This window comes from Microbacterium xanthum, from assembly GCF_034531355.1.
In the GTDB taxonomy this organism is placed as follows: Bacteria; Actinomycetota; Actinomycetes; order Actinomycetales; family Microbacteriaceae; genus Microbacterium; species Microbacterium xanthum.
In genome coordinates, this window is sequence record NZ_JAWHUE010000001.1 from 484,846 (window position 1) to 504,029 (window position 19,184).

At 68.8% G+C, this 19,184-nt stretch carries 15 protein-coding genes; 4 read left to right on the plus strand and 11 right to left on the minus strand.

The window, feature by feature from the left end; genetic code table 11:
* Positions 1–5: 5 nt before the first annotated feature.
* The 3 genes from RZO50_RS02395 to RZO50_RS02405 are packed head-to-tail and all read right to left on the minus strand — an operon-like array spanning position 6 to position 3,873.
* Positions 6–2,003, minus strand: a complete 1,998-nt coding sequence (locus RZO50_RS02395; protein WP_322598102.1) for a DUF2264 domain-containing protein — start codon at positions 2,001–2,003, stop codon at positions 6–8.
* A complete protein-coding gene (locus RZO50_RS02400; RefSeq protein WP_322598103.1) occupies positions 2,000–2,782 on the minus strand; it encodes a sugar phosphate isomerase/epimerase family protein in 783 nt (260 codons plus the stop codon). The genes RZO50_RS02395 and RZO50_RS02400 overlap by 4 nt, the downstream gene beginning before the upstream one ends.
* Positions 2,783–2,793: 11 nt before the next feature.
* Entirely contained in the window at positions 2,794–3,873 is a 1,080-nt protein-coding gene (locus tag RZO50_RS02405; RefSeq protein WP_463605616.1) for a hydroxyacid dehydrogenase, read from the minus strand.
* 39 nt (positions 3,874–3,912) lie between these two features.
* On the opposite strand from RZO50_RS02405, the gene RZO50_RS02410 reads away from it, so the two are divergent.
* The 3 genes from RZO50_RS02410 to RZO50_RS02420 are packed head-to-tail and all read left to right on the plus strand — an operon-like array spanning position 3,913 to position 7,934.
* Positions 3,913–5,286, plus strand: a complete 1,374-nt coding sequence (locus RZO50_RS02410) for a sulfatase-like hydrolase/transferase (RefSeq protein WP_322598105.1) — start codon at positions 3,913–3,915, stop codon at positions 5,284–5,286.
* Between the two features lie 55 nt (positions 5,287–5,341).
* Positions 5,342–6,481: an ROK family transcriptional regulator gene (locus RZO50_RS02415; protein WP_322598106.1), complete on the plus strand. Its 1,140-nt coding sequence runs from the start codon at positions 5,342–5,344 to the stop codon at positions 6,479–6,481.
* A 19-nt stretch (positions 6,482–6,500) separates the two neighbouring features.
* Positions 6,501–7,934 (plus strand): sulfatase family protein, encoded by a 1,434-nt coding sequence (locus RZO50_RS02420; RefSeq protein ID WP_322598107.1) that lies wholly within the window; start codon positions 6,501–6,503, stop codon positions 7,932–7,934.
* A gap of 69 nt (positions 7,935–8,003) precedes the next feature.
* On the opposite strand, the gene RZO50_RS02425 is transcribed toward RZO50_RS02420, so the two are convergent.
* The 8 genes from RZO50_RS02425 to RZO50_RS02460 all read right to left on the minus strand — a co-directional run bounded on the left by RZO50_RS02425 (position 8,004) and on the right by RZO50_RS02460 (position 16,399).
* Entirely contained in the window at positions 8,004–9,269 is a 1,266-nt protein-coding gene (locus RZO50_RS02425; protein WP_322598728.1) for an extracellular solute-binding protein, read from the minus strand.
* Positions 9,270–9,413: 144 nt separating this feature from the next.
* On the minus strand, positions 9,414–9,743 hold the full coding sequence (locus tag RZO50_RS02430) for an L-rhamnose mutarotase (RefSeq protein WP_322598108.1): 330 nt from the start codon (positions 9,741–9,743) through the stop codon (positions 9,414–9,416).
* The gene (locus RZO50_RS02435; RefSeq protein WP_322598109.1) at positions 9,740–10,489 is read right to left on the minus strand and encodes an SDR family NAD(P)-dependent oxidoreductase; all 750 of its coding nucleotides are present in this window, start codon (positions 10,487–10,489) and stop codon (positions 9,740–9,742) included. The genes RZO50_RS02430 and RZO50_RS02435 overlap by 4 nt, the downstream gene beginning before the upstream one ends.
* A complete protein-coding gene (locus RZO50_RS02440; protein ID WP_322598110.1) occupies positions 10,486–11,328 on the minus strand; it encodes a fumarylacetoacetate hydrolase family protein in 843 nt (280 codons plus the stop codon). The genes RZO50_RS02435 and RZO50_RS02440 overlap by 4 nt, the downstream gene beginning before the upstream one ends.
* A complete protein-coding gene (locus RZO50_RS02445) occupies positions 11,325–12,665 on the minus strand; it encodes an L-fuconate dehydratase (RefSeq protein WP_322598111.1) in 1,341 nt (446 codons plus the stop codon). The genes RZO50_RS02440 and RZO50_RS02445 overlap by 4 nt, the downstream gene beginning before the upstream one ends.
* Positions 12,662–13,675, minus strand: a complete 1,014-nt coding sequence (locus RZO50_RS02450) for an aldo/keto reductase (RefSeq protein WP_322598112.1) — start codon at positions 13,673–13,675, stop codon at positions 12,662–12,664. Before RZO50_RS02450 ends, RZO50_RS02445 begins: the two co-directional genes overlap by 4 nt.
* Positions 13,662–14,384, minus strand: coding sequence for a FadR/GntR family transcriptional regulator (locus RZO50_RS02455; protein ID WP_322598113.1), 723 nt, complete (start codon positions 14,382–14,384; stop codon positions 13,662–13,664). The genes RZO50_RS02450 and RZO50_RS02455 overlap by 14 nt, the downstream gene beginning before the upstream one ends.
* Before the next feature lie 2 nt (positions 14,385–14,386).
* Positions 14,387–16,399 (minus strand): beta-galactosidase, encoded by a 2,013-nt coding sequence (locus tag RZO50_RS02460; RefSeq protein WP_322598114.1) that lies wholly within the window; start codon positions 16,397–16,399, stop codon positions 14,387–14,389.
* A 280-nt stretch (positions 16,400–16,679) separates the two neighbouring features.
* Between RZO50_RS02460 and RZO50_RS02465 the strand changes: the two genes are divergently transcribed.
* Entirely contained in the window at positions 16,680–19,151 is a 2,472-nt protein-coding gene (locus tag RZO50_RS02465) for an alpha-L-fucosidase (RefSeq protein WP_322598115.1), read from the plus strand.
* The last annotated feature ends 33 nt before the right edge of the window (positions 19,152–19,184 follow it).

Here is a 19,184-nt window from a genome sequence, read left to right on the forward strand (position 1 = left end):
AATCGCTATCCGCTGGCGAAGACACGATCGAGGTCGAGAACCGAATCCGCCGTGCCGTCGGCCCACACGGCGGTGATCGTCGACCCGCGGACGTCCACGCGCACGGCACGCGAGAGATCGGCCGACGAGATCGACGTCGACAGCGAGGCGAGACTGACGAACAGGTCGGAGCCGGTCGTGGCCGAGAGCTCGGGCATCGTCGCCCATGGCCCGAACGCCGTCCCCCAGGTCGCCGGCCGGCTCGTCGCCTTCTCCCAGCCGATCACACCGACCAGGCTGGACCGCAGCGCGTCGGGACCGAGGACGTCGGCCGCGGCCCCGTCGACGGTCGCGGCGAGTCCTTCCGGCCGCTCCGCGGCGACGGCCCACCCGGAGCTCCTCACCACGCACCCCGGCGGAGCGAAGCGCAGCCGGTGGATCCGCACTTCCACCGGGCCGCGAGCGATCGTCACCGCCTCGATCCGAGCCGACGGCGGCACCGAGCCGTGCGATGCGTCGTCGCTTCCCGGCAGCGGCTGGAAGTGCGGGAACCGCACCGCCGACCATGATGCGAGCCAGTCGGATCCGGCCCCGGCACGGTGGATGCGACGTCGAGCGCTCCATCGGTCGCGGAAGAGGATCTGGATGTCGTTGTCACTGGGGTTGTGCACGGCCGTCGGCCCCGTCCGCGTGGAGTATCCGTAGCGCGCATACAGCGGATCGGGCACGCCCGCGTCGGCTTCGAAGGGCCGGATGTTGTCGCTGCCGTGGTTGTGGACGCGCACGATGCCGTCCGAGGCGGTGGTCTGCAGCAGAAGCCCGACGGGCGCGATCACCTCGACCGTGTCCTGGGCATCGGTGGGCAACGGCTCTTCGACCGCGGTCCACAGCGGCGACTCCTCGGCCGCGAGGAGACCGAAGAAGCCTTTGGAGGCCCAATAGGGGGAAGCAGGCCCCGAATAGCGTTGCACCGTCGGCTCGTGCGGGCCGTACCAGCCGGGCACGAGGATGCCGTCGCGGCGCACCTCCCGCGTGAGGAAGTGGCGGAGCGTGGCCGACAGCAGGCGGCGCGACTGCCCGGGCGACAGCGGGCTGCGGCCGGTCACCGCACCGAGCGCGACAGCCGCGCCGGCCGCGGTCCGGTACGTCATCGACCGCCCCAGGTACAGCGGCGCGCCGTCCCGGTCGAAGGTGCGCGCGAAGGTGTGGAGGAACTCCTCCAGACGCTCTCCGAGCCGCGCCGCCAACGCGCTGTCGCCGCGCAGATGCGCATGCATCATCGGGTAGAGATGGAGGGCCCACCCGACGTAGTGGTCGTACGCTTCGCCGTCGCCGTCGCTGTACCACCCCCGCCCGCGGTACCACTGGTCGATCAGAGCGAGGCCGCGACCGATGACCTGACGGGTGAGGTCGTCGCCGCGCCCGACGGCTTCGAGAAAACTCGCCACGGTGAGCGGGAAGAGATACCAGTTGTTCGGCGACGGCTCCTTGTCGAGAATTCCCCCCAACCACGCCGCGACAGCGTCCTGAACGGGCGGGTCCAGGCGCTCCCACGTGACCTCGCGTGACAGGTGCAGACTGAGCGCGATGCCCGCAGCCTCGACCTGCGGTTGACCGCCCGGGCTGTCGACATGCCCGATGGGCCCCCAGGCCTCCCCTGCTCCGTCTCGCGGATCGGTCCCCGCGGCGAGCCCGGTGAGATATGCGGCGACCAGCTGCCGGGTCTGCGCGGAGTCATCGGCGACTCCGAGCAGGGCGACGAGCTGGAAGGTGCGGGCGAACCCCTCGAGCCCGTCCACCGCGACCCCCTGGCGCGACGGCCGGCCGGGAAGATCGAGCCGCGCACCGCCGGCGGATCGGTAGCGCACAGCCGAGGTGACCAGGTCGCGCGCGGCGGCGATCCAGTGAGCTCGGGTGAGTCCCGTGTACGGGCTCAGCAGCCGATCCTCGGGCGGGGTCGGCCCGGAGACCAGTCGGAGCCCTCGCGCGCCGAGCGGCGGCAGCGCGTGCGCGGGGAGGCTCATGCCATCACCGACCGAAGATGATCCGCGAAGTGCGGGATCACCGTCGCCCCCTCCTCCAGATCGGGATGCCAGAACTTCTCCCACTCGAAGCTGAGGTAGCCGGAGTACCCCGCAGCCTGCAGAGCCTCGACGACCTGGGCGATGGGCATGATCCCCTCGCCGGTGCGGACGAAGTCATGCCCCGCGCCCGCCGTCGCCGCATCACGCAGGTGCACGTGGACCAGGCGCGGGAGCACGAGAGCCAGCGATTGCGCGATCCCCTCCCCCGCGCGGAACGTGTGCATCACATCCCACACCACCCCGACCTGTTCGGAGACCCCGTCGAGCGCATCCATCAGGTCGCGTGAGCGAGACATCTCGCCGTGCGTCTCCACGGCCACCCGCACCCCGGCCGCGGCTGCGAGGTGCGCCAGCTCCGCGACCCCCGTCGTGATCGCTTCGGCGCCGGGCCGCGGGCGCCCGGCGAAGACCCGCACGTAGGGAGCTCTCACGCGGGCCGCCAGGTCCAGACTCCGGCGGGCTTCGTCACGCGTCGAACGGTCCAGCGGGCCGTCGACCCGCACGCTCGAGTCCAGACACGCGACCTCCAGACCGGCCTGGGCGAAGCGCTCGGCGGTCGCCGCCGCACGATCGGGCGCGAGATCGGCCACCGATCCGAGGTCGATCGTGCCGTCGACCGCGCGGAGTTCGACGCCGTCGTATCGGGCGCCTCGCGCGAGATCGATGATCTCGGCAAGAGACAGATCCGGGCAACCGAGCGTGCTGAAGGCGAGCTTCATGGGGTCTCCTGTCAGGCGATCGTGTCGTAGATGGATGCCGACACCGGGGCGATCGGGGGCTCACCCCGGAAGAACCGCTCGATCTCGGTCACGGCCATCTCGCCCATCGCGGTGGATGTCTGCGCCGTCGCAGCGCCCCGGTGCGGTGTGAGAAGAACGTTCGGCAGGCTCCACAGCGGATCGTCCTGCGCGAGCGGTTCGACATCGAACACATCGAGTGCGGCCGAGAGACGGCCCGAGCGCAGCTCGGCAACGAGCGCTGCCGTGTCGATCAGCGCCGAACGCGCCGTGTTGATGAGGATGCCGTCGTCGGCGATCGTCGCCAGGCGACGCGCGTCGAGCATCCCGCGCGTCGCCTCGGTGACCGGAGCATGCAGCGCAACGACCGGGCAGCCGGCGAGGAGTTCGCCCAGGCCGGCCCGCTTCACCCCCATTCGGCGAGCATCCGCATCGGCGAGGTAGGGATCGTAGACCGAGACCACCCCTCCCAGTGCCCGCACCGCCGCGATGTAGGCGCGTCCGACTCGGCTCGCACCGATGACCCCGACATGCATGCCCTGCAGGCTCCGCCCGGGGGGAATCGCGATCGCCCCGGACCAGTCCCGCTGCCGCATGCGTTCACCGATCGCGGGCAGCCGCCGAAGGAGGGTGATGGTCTGGACCAGACAGAGCTCGGCGACCGCGGGCGCCATGGCCGAGGAGGTCTGCGTCACCGTGACCCCGGCGTCGATGAGACGGCGGGGCACGAGGAAACGCACCGTACCTCCGGTGTGTGCGACGAGCCGCAGACGGTCCGCATCGGCCAGGCGATCGGGCAGCCTCTTCGAGGCCCATCCGGTGACGACGGCATCCGCGGCCAGACGCAGATCCGGTCCCGACCACTCCCGGTCGAGGTCGCGGACCTCGCCGACGGCGGCGAGACGGGAGACGAGCTCGTCATCGAGGAAGGATCTCCGGTGATGCGGCGGGAGATCGATGAGGATCACCGGTCGCCGTGTCGCCATCACTGCCACCTTCCCGCCCGACCTCGATGTCACTGAGACAGATGGTAATCGCTTTCCATCTCGTGCGCGAGGTGGCACAGTGGACATCGGAGCGCGCAGGACGGCCTCGCGCGGGAAGGACGCGAGGTGGCACCCAGGCCCAACATCATCCAGATCGTCGTGGACGACATGGGCGTCGGCGATCTGTCGCGCGAGAACGGCGGCGCCTCGTCGACTCCGCGGCTGGACGCCCTTGCCGACGAGGGCGTCCGGTTGACCCAGCACTATTCGGGATCACCCGTGTGCGCACCCGCCCGCGCGGCGCTGCTGACCGGGCGTTACCCCCAGCGAACCGGAGTGATCGACACGACCGAAGCCCGCGGGCTCGACCGACTCGCGGTCGAAGAGACGACCCTGGCGGACGACCTCCGCGCCACGGGGTACGCGACGGGACTCGTCGGAAAATGGCACAACGGCGCGTTCGATCCGGCCTTCCATCCGACGGCGCGAGGCTTCGCCGAGTTCGTCGGGTTCCAGGGCGGCTGGCGGGACTACTGGGAGTGGACCCTCGACCGCGGCGGATCGAAGATGACGGCCGACGGTCGCCACCTCACGGAGGTGTTCACCGAAGAGGCGGTGCAGTTCGTGCGGCGACACCGCGACGAGCCGTTCTACCTCCACCTCGCCTTCAACGCACCGCACTACCCCCTCCAGGCTCCCGAGCACCTGATCGAACGATTCTCCGCCCCGGGACGCACGCGCGCGGTGGCAACGATCTACGCCATGCTCGCAATGGTGGATGCGGGTGTGGAACGAGTCCTGGCCGAGCTCGACGTGCTCGGTCTCGCGGACGACACGATCGTCATGTTCACGAGCGACAACGGCCCCGAGGCGAATGGCCTCGGGGATGCATCCACCCACCGCTTCAACCTCGGCATGCGCGGGTCCAAGACGCACGTGTTCGAGGGCGGCGTGCGGGTACCGCTGATCATCCGGTGGCCCGCCGGACTCCCTCGCGGCGGCGAACACGACGCCCTGGTCCACTTCATCGACTGGCGCCCCACCCTCGCGGCCGCCGCGGGGGCCACGCACGTCGGGACACTGCCGGTCGACGGCACGGATGCGTGGTCGGCGCTGCGCGGCGAGCGCCCCGCGGCGGGCGCCCGGTTCTGGCAATGGACCCGGTACGCTCCGCAGGTCGAATCGAACTGTGCGATGCGCGACGGCGATTGGAAGATCGTGTGGCCCGCATGGCCGGGCTCGCTGGATGTCACACCGGAAGACGCCCGCCGCGACGTCGAGATCAAGACGAACCCGCCCGCGACGATCGACACCACCCCCGCCCCGGAGGTCCCCCGCCCCACCGAGGTCGCACCCCTCCTGTTCGATCTCGCCGAGGACCCCCTCGAGTCCACGGACCTCTCCGCGACCCACCCGGAGCGGGTCCGCGTGATGACGGACGCCGTGCACGACTGGTTCGACGACGTCGAACGCTCACGCCGGGCGGCTTCGTCGCTCTGATCCGCGCCGGTGGCACATACTTGCCCCGAAGCACACTGGACGTTATTTTCTTTCTGTGAGCAATCGATCAGAGCGCGATGGTGTCACGCTGACCGGCACGATCCTTCGCACCCTTCGCGACCACGGCACGCTGTCGCGCGTCGAACTGACCCAGCACACGGGGTTGTCGGCGGCGACGATCACCCGGAAGATCGCCGTGTTGCTCGCCGACGGCACCGTCGAAGAGCGGGAGGTCGTCAACGGCGGCGCCCTCGGCCGCCCCGCGATCGGCGTAGCCCTGACGCGCAGTTCCAATCGGGTCATCGGCGTCCAGATCGGCGTGGGCACCGTCACCATCGCCGTCGTGGACGTCCTCGGAGGTACCGAGCACGTGCGCACCATCCCGTATGACGCGGCGTCCACGGCCGACGATGTCATCTCCCTCGTCGTCGAGACGGTGCGTCCTCTCGCCGACCCATCGGTCGTGGGCGTCGGTGTGGCCGTTCCGGGTCCCGTGGATGCCGCGGGGCGAAGGATGCTGATGCCCATCAACCTCGCGTGGCGCGATGTGCCGATCGCCGACGACCTCGAGGCCGCGCTGGGCATCCCCGTCGTCGCCGAACACAACGTCCGGTCCATGGCGCTGGCCGAAGCACGCTTCGGCGAAGGTCGCGCGCGCCGCAGCGTCGGCTTCATCTACGCCGGAGCGGGTATCGGCGCCGGCGTCGTCGTCGACGGGGCACCCCTGAGCGTCGGGGTGCACGGCGCGATCGAACTCGGACACCTCCGCGTCGAGGCCGAGGGTGCACCGTGCGTCTGCGGCGGCCGCGGGTGCCTGGAGACCATCGCCTCCGCGGATGCGCTGCGCCGTCGACTCGACGGCCTCGGCATCGCCCACCGCGAGGACGCGCACCCCCTGGTCACCCTGTGCCGCGCGGAGGACGCGTCCGCACGACGCGAAGCATCCGTCGTCCTGAGCCATCTCGCCACCGGTGTCTCGACGGTGACCAATCTCCTCAATCCCGAGCTGCTCATGCTCGGCGGGGGGCTCGCCGACCTCCCCGACGCAGCACGGGACGAGCTGATCGCGCGCGCGCGGAACGCGACCTTCCCGCTGATCCGTGACTCGATCGACATCCGCCCGTCGAGCCTGGGACCGACGGCGGGTGTGATCGGTGCCGCGTGCGCCGCGCTCGACCGCCTGCTCTACGCATAGACCGCCACCGGGAGGACCCATGGAACCCGCAACCCGCCGCCCCAACGTCGTGATGATCCTGACCGATGATCACGCTTCGCACGCCATCGGCGCCTACGGTTCGGTCGTGAACCGGACGCCGCACATCGACGCGCTCGCCGACGGCGGCGCGTTGCTGGAGAACTGCTTCGCCACCAATGCGCTCTGCTCGCCGAGCCGAGCGAGCATCCTCACCGGCACGTACAGCCACATCAACGGGGTGACCACGCTGGTCACCCCCATCGACGCGTCGCAGCCGACGTTCGTCTCGCTGCTGCGCGAAGCCGGCTACCGCACCGCCATCATCGGGAAATGGCACATGGGCGAGGGAACGGGTCACGACCCGGAGAACTTCGACTACTGGGATGTCCTCATCGATCAAGGGGAATACCACAACCCCCGTTTCCTCTCGCGCGACGGGCTGCGCACCGTCGAGGGCTACGCGACGGAGGTGATCACGGACCTCGCCCTGGAGTGGCTCGATGAGCTGGACGGGGAAGCTCCGTGGTGCGTGCTGATCTACCACAAGGCTCCGCATCGGCCATGGGAGCCGGATGAGGCGCACGCCGACCTCTACTCCGACCCGATCCCCGTTCCGGAGACCTTCGACGACGACCTGTCCGGCCGCAGTTCCTCCGCGAAACGCGCGGCGATGCGCGTGGCCGAGCACCTCAGCAAGGAGGATCTGAAGCAGGATCCGCCGAGCGGGCTCAGCGAGGAGCAAGAGGCGCTGTGGAAGTACCAGCGCTACATGCAGGACTACCTGCGCTGCGTCGCGTCGGTCGACGACAACGTCGGACGCGTCGCCGAGCACCTGCGACGGCGCGGAGAGTTCGACGACACCGTCTTCATGTATGCCTCGGACCAGGGCTTCTTCCTCGGCGACCACGGCTGGTTCGACAAGCGGTTCATGTACGAAGAGTCCATCCGCATGCCGTTCGTGATCTCCTATCCGCGGGCGGTCACCGCCGGACTCAGACTCGACTCGATCGTGACGAACGTCGACATCGCTCAGACGATCCTCGAGGCCGCCGGTGTCGAGGACCACCCGAGGATGCAGGGCACCAGTTTCTGGGGCCAGCTCACAGCAGGCGAGGAGTCGGACCGTGACGGCTTCTACTACCGCTACTGGGAGCACGACGATGTGTTCCACAAGGCCCCGGCTCATTACGGCTACCGGACCGACCGCTACAAGCTCATCTTCTATTACAACGACGGGCTCGACCTGCCCGGGACGGGACCGTTCACCTACTCACCGGAGTGGGAGCTGTTCGACCTCGAGACGGACCCGCACGAGCTGAGGAATCTCGCCCACGACCCCGCCTACGCCGGCGTGCGGCGCGACCTCGAAGCCAGGATGTGGCGCGAGCAGGAGCGGCTCGCGGATGCCCCCCACCCCGCCCAGCCTCGACCCGCCGCCATCCGCACGGACTGAGTGGGGGGGCCGGGACGCGGAACGAGGGGCCACGCAATGCGTGGCCCCTCGTTCGTCGTCCGCGGGCGGCTACTCGGACTGCTCGGCGAGGTAGGTCAGAACCTCCTCGGCGGTGGCCTGCCCCAGAAGCACCTTGTCGAGCTCGTTGTTGAAGGTGTCGCGCAGGTCGAGCCAGTTCGTCGCGCCGCCCTCGTAGACCGAGTACTCGAGGTTGGCGTAGGAGAACTCGCTCGACGGGTTGCTGAGCACCGCTTCCGAGTCGGCCATGCCCGCCAGCGCCGGGACCCCGAAGTTCATCGATGCCAGAACGGTCTGCGCCTCCGGCGTCGACATTGCCTCGATGAAGGCCCATGACGCCTCCGGAAGGTCGGTCTGGGCACCTACCGAGGCGAGCTGCCCACCGGCGAACATCGCCGGTCGCTGGTCCTCCAGCAGGAAGAACTCCAGGTCGTCGCAGATCTCCTGCCCGACGTCGTCGCAGTCGATGTACCCGCCCAGGAATCCCATGGCGGCGTCGCCGCTGAGAAGCATCGGTGCACCGGAGGCCGACTTCTGCCCGTACCCGATCACCTCGCGCTCGTTGATCATGTCCGACATCCACTCCAGCGCCTCGACGCCTTCGCCATCCATGTAGCCCGGCTCGCCGTCTTCGTAGAGGTCGCGACCGAGCGCGCCGAGGACGGAGACGAAGCGATGACGATAGCCGTTGGCAGCCGCCCAGAAGTCGAAGCCGGGTCGGATGATCGTTCCGTCGTCGTCACGGATCGTCAGCTGCTCGGCCATATCGGCGATCTCCTCCAGGGAGCTCGGCGGCGAGTCCGGGTCCAGGCCCGCCTCCTCGAAGGCCGAGCGGCTGAGCGCGAGTCCGCCTGCACCGATCAGCAGGGGGTAGGCGTAGACCTCACCGTCGTACAACGCCGGTGAGACCGCGGCAGGGTTCGCCTCTTCGGCGATGGTCTCAGCGGTGACGCCGAACTGATCGAGGTTGAGGAACGCCCCCTGAGAGGCCAGCGGCGGCACCCAGCCCATGCCTGTGACCACCACGTCGTAGAACTGGCCGCCGGCCAGGGCGGTCGAGATCTTCTCGTTCAGATTCCCGAACGTGGCGAAGTCCGGTTCGACCTCGACACCCGGATACTCCTCCTGGAACGCCGCCACGACGTCGTCGAAGGCTGCTTGCCCTTCGTTGCTGGCCGGGAAGGTCGGGGCGAGCACCCGGATCGTGCCGGTGACCTCCTCCGGCGCCACTTCCGATGCCGTCGGCTCTCCCGACGAACACGCGCCCGCGACCATTCCGATCGCGGCGAGGCCGGCGATCGCGCCGGCGAACCTCATCTTCTCCACGGGGAACCTCCTTGTGACCTACGCGGATATCGCCGGCGCCCGCGCCGACGTTTTCAGCGTACGGAAAGCGCGTTCCGTTTTCAATGAGAAATTAAGTCGATTCCTCGGGTCTCGTTCCCGCGCGCTCCGGCGGACTCAGTCCGTGTGGAAGACCTCGGGGAGAGCCTTCCACCACTCCCCCTCGGCCCGGTCGTCGAGAGGGCGCTGCAACGGTTCCATCACCGACCACCACTCCTGCGTGATCGGGTCGGCGGCGATGCCGGCCATGTCGGCGTCGTAGTCGTCGCCGGTGTACTCCATGTAGGAGAACAACAGATCTCCGTGGCGATAGATCGAGTAGTTGGAGACGTGGTGTCGGCGAAGTGCGTCCAGCACCCCGGGCCACACGTCGGCGTGGTAGCGGTCGTAGACCTCCACGTTCTCCGGCGGCAGACCGATCACCGAGGCGATGCGACGCACGCTCACTCCGGCCTCACGCGCAGATGCGTCACGCCGCCGTCCACCTCGAGGGCGGTCCCGGTGATGGAGGCCGATGCGGGGCTCGCGAGGAAGACGATCGCGTCCGCCACTTCTTCGGGCGTGACCATGCGGCCGGTCGCCTGGCGCGCGTCCAGCGCCTTGCGCTCGGCCACCGGATCGGGGAACTTCTGCAGCATCCGCTCGACGAAGGGTGAGGAGACGGTGGCGGGGCTGACCGCGTTGACGCGGATCCCGTCGCGGACATGGTCGGTCGCCATGGCGTAGGTGAGTGAGAGCACCGCCCCCTTGGAGGCGCCGTAGAGTGCACGCTGCGGCAGCCCGTTGAGCGCGGCGATCGAGCAGACGTTGACGACGGCGGCCGCCGACGAACGACGCAACCACGGCATCGCCGCAGCGCTGACCCGCGCCATGCCCACCACGTTGATGTCGAGGACGCGCGCCCATTCGGCGTCGTCGTTCTCCTCGACGGTGCCGACGGCGCTGATGCCGGCGTTGTTGACGACGATGTCGATCCCCCCGGCGGACTCGGCCGCCGACTCGACCGCCGTATCGACGGATCCGCGGTCGGTGACGTCGGCGACGATCCCGCCAAGCCGCTCGTCGAGACCGTCGATGGAGATGTCGAGCACCGTCACGCGCGCTCCGGCGGCATGCAGCGCCAGCGCCGTGGCATTGCCGATGCCGGAGGCACCACCGGTGACGATGGCGTGGAGCCCCTGCAGGGCGCTCATGCCTGCACCATCACCTGTCGCGCGCGCCCGAGACCATCGATCTCCAACTCGACCACGTCGCCCTCCTTCAGGTACGGCTTCGGGTCGGCATGGCCGAGCGCGACGCCCGCGGGCGTGCCCGTGTTGATCACGTCGCCGGGATTGAGCACCATGAACTGGCTGAGGTACCAGACCACGTGGTCGATCCCGAAGATCATGTTCGCGGTCGTGCCGTCCTGCATGAGCGTCCCGTTGACCCACAGACGCAGCCGCAACGATCCGGGGTCGCCGACCTCGGCTGCGGGCACGAACCAGGGACCGAGGGGGTTGAACGTCTCGCAGCTCTTTCCCTTGTCCCACTGTCCGCCGCGCTCGAGCTGGAACTCGCGCTCGGAGACGTCGTGCGAGAGCACGTACCCGGCGATGTGCGCCGCGGCATCCGCCGGCGCGTCGAGATACCGTGCCGTGCGCCCGATGACGACCCCGAGCTCGACCTCCCAGTCGGTCTTGGTCGATCTGCGGGGCACGAGCACCTCGTCGTACGGACCGACCACCGTGGACGGGTCCTTCATGAACACGACGGGTTCGTCAGGGTAGGCCGCACCGGTCTCATCAGCGTGGTCACGGTAGTTCAAACCGATGCAGACGATCTTTCCGGGCCGTTCGAGCGGTGCTCCGACCCGCGCATCGTCGATCGAGACCTCCGGCAGCTCGCCCGCCGAGGCCGCCGCGGCCACCCGCTCGACGCCCCCCTCGGCGAGGAACGCCCCGTTCAGGGCCGCCCCGACGGCGTAGACGCGTCCATCGATCTCGACGACGGCTTCCTCGGCACCGGGGGCGCCGATCCTCATGAACTTCATCGCTGTCCTTCCAGAACGGGTTCGGGGGCTGTGACCGCACCCTCTGCGCGCCAGAAAGCGCCATCGGGGAACCGGTACTCCGCCACGGATGCGGCATGCATCTGGGCGCTGTAGCCGGGCTGCGACGGCAGCCGGTACGCGCCGTTCTCCACGATGCAGGGGTCGACGAAGTGCTCGTGGAGGTGATCGACGAACTCGGTGACGCGATTCTCCAGGGTGCCGGACACGGCGACGTAGTCGAACACCGACAGGTGCTGGACCAGTTCGCACAGGCCGACCCCGCCCGCGTGGGGGCACACCGGCACGTCGAACTTCTTGGCCATGAGATACACGGCGAGGATCTCGTTGATGCTCGCCAGGCGCGCCGAGTCGAGCTGGCAGAAATCGATCGCCTCAGCCTGGAACATCTGCTTGAACAGCACCCGGTTCATCCCGTGCTCGCCGGTGGCCACCCCGATCGGGGCAACAGCCGCGCGCACCGCGGCATGTCCGAGCACGTCGTCCGGGCTGGTGGGCTCTTCGATCCACAGCGGCTTGAACTCCGCCAACCGCTGCACCCACTCGATCGCCTCCGGGACATCCCACACCTGGTTCGCGTCGATCATCAGCGCGGCGTCCCACCCAATGACCTCCCGCGCGATCGAACAGCGGCGGATGTCATCGTCGAGATCGCCGCCGACCTTCAGTTTGATGTGCTTGTAGCCGGCATCGACGGCCTCCTGGCAAAGCCGACGCAGCTTGTCGTCGGAGTACCCGAGCCACCCCGCGCTCGTCGTGTAGCAGGGGTATCCCGAGGTCTCAAGCTGTGCGATTCGCTGTCCGCGCGTCGGCGCCATCTCCCGCAGCAGGGCGATCGCCTCCTCGCGGGTCAGCGCATCGGAGAGGTATCGCATGTCCGCGGCGTCGACGAGCTGCTCGGGGGTCATCTCGGCCAGCAGACGCCACAGCGGCACGCCCGCCCGGCGCGCGGCCATATCCCACACGGCGTTCATGACGGCGGCCAGCGCGAGATGGACCACGCCCTTCTCCGGGCCGAGCCAGCGCATCTGCGAGTCGCTCTGGAGCTCGCGGTAGACACCGCCGAGATCTCCGACGACGTCGTCGACGTCACGACCGATGAGCGGAAGAGCACGCTGCCGGGCTGCCTCGACGCACAGGTCGTTGCCCCGACCGATGGTGAAGGTGAAGCCGTACCCCGACAGCGCCGGGTCGTCGGTGCTCAGCTCGACGTACGCCGCCGAATAGTCGGCGTCCTTGTTCATGGCGTCGGATCCGTCAGCCGATGCCGAGGTCGGGAACCTGACGTCGCTGACGGTGACGGCGGTGATGGTCGTCATCGGGTCTCTCCTGTCGAGGAAGGGAAGTCGGGATCGATGAGCCCCTGCGCCTGAAGATCGCGCCAGAGCTCTTCGGGGACGGATGCGCCGAATCGCGCGAGGCTGCTGTCGACGTGCGAGACGGTGCGCATACCGATGACCACCGACGCGACGGCCGGGTGGAGCAGCGGGTACGCCACAGCGGCCTCCGGCAGCGTCACGCCGTGCACCTCGCAGACCGTGGCGATCGCCCGGGCGCGCGCGATCAGTTCAGCCGGAGCCTGCTGGTAGTCGAACTTGGCGTCATCGGGCACCGTCTCGGCACTGAGCAGGCCGGAGTTGTAGACCCCCGCGACGACGACATCGACGCCGTCGTTCGCGGCCGTCGGCAACAGTTCGCGCAACGCCTCGGGGTCCAGGAGCGAGAACCGCCCCGCGACCATCACCACGTCGACATCGACCTCGCGGATGAAACGCGTCAGCATCGGCGCCTGATTCATCCCGGCTCCGATCGCGCGGATCACCCCCGCCTTGCGAAGCCGCACGAGCTCCGGGAAGGCCTCCGACACCGCCTCATCGCCATGGCCGTCGGGGTCGTGCAGGTACACGATGTCGAGGCGGTCGAGACCGAGTCGCTCAAGGCTCTCCTCGATGGAGCGGCGCACGCCCGCGGCCGAGAAGTCCCACTCCCGCCGCAGAGTCGCCGGTACCTCGAAGTCGGTGTCGGTTCGACCCTCGCCTCCGGGGTTCGGAACGAGCAGCCGCCCTGCCTTGGTGGAGAGCACGAAGTCGTCGCGGGGTTTGCCGGCCAGTACCGAACCCAAGCGACGCTCCGACAGCCCGAGCCCGTAGTGCGGGGCCGTGTCGAAGTAGCGGATGCCGCCTCGCCAGGCCGCCTCCACGGCGTCTTGGGACTCGGCATCGGTGGTCTGCTGGTAGAGATTCCCCAACTGGGCCGCACCGAAGCCCAGGTGCGACAGCGCGAGGCCGGTGCGCGCGCTGCGCGTGCGCGGCGGGTCAGGATGCGTCATCGTCGGGTGTCTCCTGAGGCAGATCGGGATTCCATCCGCCGGCGGCCCCCTGCAACCAGGTCTCGACGCCGGCAATGTGGGTGGTCATGAGTGCAGCCGCCAGATCGGCGTCTCCGTTGCGGATCGCGTCGAGGATCGCGCGGTGCTCGGCCAGGGTGCGCTCCACCGCGCCACCCTGGGACAGGCCCCGCCAGACCCGGGCCCGCACCGTGCTGCTGGAGAGCGTGTCGAGCATGCCCGACAGGTAGCGGTTGCGTGCCGCCGACGCGATCTCGCGGTGGAACACCGTGTCGTGTTCCACCAGGTCGTCGACCGTGTCGGCGCCACGGGAGCTCTCGAGGATCTCCTCCAGTCGGGCGATGAGCGCCGGGGTGGCGCGCGTCGCGGCGGCCCGGGCCGCCGCGGTCTCCAGGACCCGCCGCACACCGAACATCTCGATGAGGGTGGCGTCGTCGTGGATGTCCACCAGGAAGCTGATGCCCTCGAGCAGCAGCGCGGGCTCGAGGCTGGTGACATACGTCCCGTCGCCTCGTCGTACCGAGAGCACATTGATGGTCTCGAGGGACTTGACGGCCTCACGGAGCGAGTTGCGGGAGACGCCGAGGCGCTCGCCGAGCTCGCGCTCCGGCGGCAGGCGGTCGCCGGGATGCAGCTCGCCTGCCTGGATCATCCCCTTGATGGCGGCGATGGCGTTGTCGGTCTGAGACATGTTCACTCCTCTTCGACGACGACGAGGCAGTGCCCGTCGTCGAAAGACACGGTGAAGTGAACGTATCCGTCCTCGACGGAGAACGGCAGCTCGACCCCCTCGAGGGTGCGAACCGCCCGGGGCGAGCGATCGTCCAGCCGTACGCGGACCGCGACGTCGAGGGCCGGAACCGGATCCACGACCGTTTCGATGTCGGCCGACGATCGGCGCGACGGAAGGTAGCTGAGCAGATGGACGATCGACGAGCCGGACCGACGGCCGAGAGTCCCCTCCAGGTGAGCCGCCCCGTCGATCCGGAGCGCCGGACGGGGGAACACCGCCTCGAGGGTCGCCGCAGCGAGGTCTCCGATCTCGGGCACGCCGGTGGCGCCGTACGCCTCGAACAGGCCGAATGCGGCGGTGGCGACACGTTCCCGCGCGACGATCGCCGGGTAGGCGGTCGCGGCTCCCGCCGGGGTGTATTCGTGTCCACTGAAGCGATCCGGGGTGCGGTCGAAGTACGGCTCGGTGACGGTCGCGAGCGTGTGCACGTCGCCCTCCGCACGGACACGGCGCACGGCCCCGGGCAGGACGAAGTCGAAGTCGGGGAGCCCGGTGGCAGCCGCGTTCGGACGGACGAATTCGCGCGCGAACCCGTCAACGTCCGCGGACGAGAGCCCCGTCAGCGGCTGCAGTGATGCGACATCATCCGGCAGGCCCGACAGCACCAGCGCTCCGCCGGATTCGACGTGTAGCGTCAGGGACCGGACGACCCCGTCGTCGATCCCGACCCCTGACAGCACGATCACCGCCCGATAGCCGGCGAGATCGTCGCCGGGGCCGATGAAGTCGAAGTCGATTCCGCGAGAGGTGAGCAGGCGGAGGGCCGCGAGCTCACCGGCGCCCGGCGCGTCGGCGTGGATGACGCCTTCGCCGCCGGTGATGGGCGCGCGCATGACGGCGACCTCAGCCACCCGCTGGGCACCGGTCGCGCACTCCTGCACCGCCTGCACGCGTGCGAAGGTGTCGGCCAGGCGCGCGGTGACCGCCTCGTGCGACCGGCCGGCCGGCGGCAGGGAGTCCCCGATGCAGATGCCGAGCCCGAGCGAGACCATCTGAAGGGACTCGTACTGGAGCGCCGCAGCCGGGTGGATGCTCGCACTGTCGCCCCAGCTGCCGAAGAAGCGTCCGGTCATCCCGATCGCACGCGGTTGGATGGGGATCACGCTGCGGGCGACCGAAGGTGCGTACGCGTACCCCCATCCGCCGGTGGGCAGGGCCTCGATCTCATCGTGGGTGCTGAAGCCGAGCTCGTCGGCGAGGCGGAGCCGTGGCCGCGAGTTGAAGAAGACACTGCGGGGCACACCGTCGTGGCCGTCGCCCGCGACCATGTCGCGCAGTCGGCCCATGTAGTCGTGCGACACGGCAGCGGCGGCATCGAGCCGTCCGGCCGGGGAATCGGGGTCGAATCCCGCCTCGATCGCCGCCGCCCGCGCGGTGGCGCTGGAGGACAGCTGATCGAAACAGATGTCGTAGAAGAAGCCGTCCGCATCCGGGAAGTGACCGAGCACGTCCGTGACCTGCTCGGCCAGGTATGACCGGTAGCCGCTGGTCATGTCGAGCACATGCCACCCGGGCACGCCGTGGGAGTCGACACGCACCGGGCCGCCCTCCTCGTCGACGCAGACCCACTCGGGGTGGGTGGTCGCGGCGTGCTCGTCGAAGAGCACGCTGATGTAGATGGGGGTCCGGATGCCGAGAGGCCTTAGCGCGTCGATCTGCGAGCGGAGCAGGTCGACCCCACCCAGGCCGGGGTGGCGCTCGGCCCGATCGGTGTCGTAGTACAGCTGGCCGTGGTGGCACTTGGCGAACAGCGTCACCGAGTCGACGCCGAGACGGGCGAAACGATCCGCGAACTCCTGCGGGTCGAACTGCTGCGCGATCGGCGTGATCAGCGGAGAGGTGTGGAAATCGAGGTGCACCGACCGGCGCGGCAGGTACGGCACGTTCGATGTGTGCGGCGCGTCATCACGCATGTGGTGCTCCCTCGTCGTCTCCTCTGGGCGAAGACAAGATCAGACTAGACATGGGATGTCTCTTATGTCAAAACGAAGGATGTTTCGCTCACTCTAGGCCCAATTCGTATCAACCATCGGCCAAAACGTATCCGAGACATGGGACGCCCGGATAGCATCCTGGCGCGACCACCGCGACGGCCACTGCTGGCCGGTCGGGCCACGACGGCTCGTTTACGCCTCCCCCGCGGGCCTGGTCAGGTCTGACGCCTCGTCCCGGCCCACACCGAAAGGATGACGCGTGAAACACGCACAGCGCAGGACAACGGCGACGGCGGCAGCCGCCGTCGCCGCCGCGGGCCTCATCGGCTCGCTTCTCGTCTCCCCCGCCGCGGGCGCCGTCGAGGACGCCGTTCCAATCTCCCAGACGGACGCTCCCGACAACCTCGTGATGTTGACCGCGGGACAAGCCGACAGGTCCGAAGGCCTGCCGGTGGTGAGCGCGCCTCGGCCCAAGTACGGCTACGTCACCGGATTCGACAGTGCGCAGGATCACTTCACGTGGACCGTGGACGTTGCGACCCCCGGGGACCACAACATCCGCTTCCAGATGAACTCCGGCGCCGATGACCAGACGTATCGCCTGACCGTGGACGATGAGGCTTCGCAGACGTTCACGGTCGACGAGGCCGGCTGGGCCCACGTGGACGCGGGATCGCTGGATCTCTCCCCGGGTGAGCACGAGATCACCCTCACCCGGGACACCGAAGGCGGCGTCTCGGAGGTCAAGAGCATGGAGGTGCTGCGCAGTGATCTCCAGTCGGGGTACGACGCACGGGTGGAAGCGTTCCGCAACGCGAGCCGGAGCGAGGCGGCACGGTTCTCCGAGATGCCGTACGGCATCATGTTCCAGTACGGCGCGTGGGGGTACCCGCAGTCGGGCGAACCGAAGTCGCTCGACGACCAGGCCGCCGACTTCGACGTCCCCGCCTTCGTGGACATGATCACCGGCACGGGCGCCGAGTACGTCATCTGGTCGGCGTCCTGGTGGACCTATGAGATCAACGCTCCGATCGAGGCCGTCGACGACGCCCTCGGTCACGGCGATCGCACGTCGGAACGGGACCTCATCGGCGACGTGGCCGCCGCGCTCGACGCCGAGGGGATCGACTTCCACCTCTACTACCACACCGGTCAGGACTCGCACCTGGGGTACAACAGCACGGATTGGTGGCAGGCGCAGTCGTGGCCGGGCGAGTTCTCCGCGACGGGGCTCGGCGATCGGTCGACGTTCTTCGAGAACTGGAAGGCCGTGGTCACCGAGATGGGTGAACGCTACGGCGATCTCCTCAAGGGCTGGTTCTTCGATGATGGCCGGATGTACTACCCGGGCGACCTCGAGGAGCTCGCCGAAGCGGCTCGAGCGGGAAACCCCTCCCGACTGCTGTCCTACAACAACGCGAACGCGACGGTCATCACCGACTTCCAGGACACCTCCTTCGGCGAGACGTGTCGATCGGATGACGCCGCGACGGGCGGCGACGGACTGTACGGTCCCGGAGCCGAGGAGGGCCTGCAGGGTCACTGCATGTACAAGATGAACGGCCCCTGGGGTGTCAACGCGCCGGATCAGACGACCGGTGTCAACTTCACCGCCCAGGGCGCCTACGATCTGGTCCTGGCGAACTCGTCGCGGAACGTCCCCACCTCGCTGGACATCATCATGTGGGAAGACGGCACGGTCGACCCCGCCACACTCGACGTGCTGCACGGGCTGAAAGAGCTCATGGCGACCGGCGACGGCTCCAGCTGCACGGACGACTGCGTGCGCCTGAACGACTCGGATCCGCGCATCGAGTACGAAGGCGGGTGGTTCCACTCCGCCAACCGCGGCAGCGGCGACTACTTGGGAGACCTGCACGCCACACAGGGCGCGAACGACTCTTTCTCGCTGACCTTCACCGGCTCCGGGGTCACCCTGTACATGCCGCAGCGCGAGGGGTATTCGAGCTTCCGGGTCGAGATCGACGGTGAGGACTACGGCGAGTTCCACGCGTCGGGTTCGTCGACGTATGAAGCGCGTGTACCGACGTTCTCGGTGGATGACCTGCCGTTCGGGGAGCACACGATCACCGCGACGCGAACGAGCGAGCGCTGGTTCCAGCTGGACTACATCGAGTACCGCACCGACGAGCCGGTCAGCACGCCGGACGAGACACGCCCGACCGTGTCGCTGGTCTCCCCCGGCTCGGAAGGTCCGTTCACGGAGCTCTCCATCCAGATCGATGCCGCCGACGAGGTCGGCCTGCGCCGGATCGTCGCGAACATCTACCAGGACGGCACCCTGGTCGAGAGCACCCAGTCCGCGGTCGCGGACGGAGGGAAGACCGGTTCCCACACGGCGTCGGTGACGCTTCCCGACGGTGCGTACACCGTGAAGTACAACGCCCAGGACCTCGCCGGGAACATCTCCCGGACCAGTACGGTCTCCGTCGTCCTCGACAGCACCGCCCCTGTGGCGACCGTCAAGACCGGAGGGAACTTCACCGTCGGCGCGAGCGGGGGCTACGACACCGTCAGCTTCAAGCTGTTCGACGCCGGCAAGATCGACAAGGTCCTGCTGAACGGTGTCGAGAAGGACCTCACGGACAACACCTGGTCCGACGTGAACTTCATCGCGCCCGGTGTCTTCGGCGCGGTGCAGGGCGAGAACCACCTCGAGGTGTTCGACGTCGCCGGCAACTCGTCGACGACATCCTTCACGCTGAACTGATGTACGGATGACGATGCCCCCGGCCTCGCCCGG

Coding starts and splice junctions, on each gene's coding strand:
- RZO50_RS02395 (WP_322598102.1), bottom strand. CDS start 2,003: ATGAGCCTCCCCGCGCACGCGCTGCCGCCGCTCGGCGCGCGAGGGCTC.
- RZO50_RS02425 (WP_322598728.1), bottom strand. CDS start 9,269: ATGAGGTTCGCCGGCGCGATCGCCGGCCTCGCCGCGATCGGAATGGTC.
- RZO50_RS02420 (WP_322598107.1), top strand. CDS start 6,501: ATGGAACCCGCAACCCGCCGCCCCAACGTCGTGATGATCCTGACCGAT.
- RZO50_RS02455 (WP_322598113.1), bottom strand. CDS start 14,384: ATGTCTCAGACCGACAACGCCATCGCCGCCATCAAGGGGATGATCCAG.
- RZO50_RS02400 (WP_322598103.1), bottom strand. CDS start 2,782: ATGAAGCTCGCCTTCAGCACGCTCGGTTGCCCGGATCTGTCTCTTGCC.
- RZO50_RS02440 (WP_322598110.1), bottom strand. CDS start 11,328: ATGAAGTTCATGAGGATCGGCGCCCCCGGTGCCGAGGAAGCCGTCGTC.
- RZO50_RS02460 (WP_322598114.1), bottom strand. CDS start 16,399: ATGCGTGATGACGCGCCGCACACATCGAACGTGCCGTACCTGCCGCGC.
- RZO50_RS02405 (WP_463605616.1), bottom strand. CDS start 3,873: ATGTCCACTGTGCCACCTCGCGCACGAGATGGAAAGCGATTACCATCT.
- RZO50_RS02435 (WP_322598109.1), bottom strand. CDS start 10,489: ATGAGCGCCCTGCAGGGGCTCCACGCCATCGTCACCGGTGGTGCCTCC.
- RZO50_RS02450 (WP_322598112.1), bottom strand. CDS start 13,675: ATGACGCATCCTGACCCGCCGCGCACGCGCAGCGCGCGCACCGGCCTC.
- RZO50_RS02445 (WP_322598111.1), bottom strand. CDS start 12,665: ATGACGACCATCACCGCCGTCACCGTCAGCGACGTCAGGTTCCCGACC.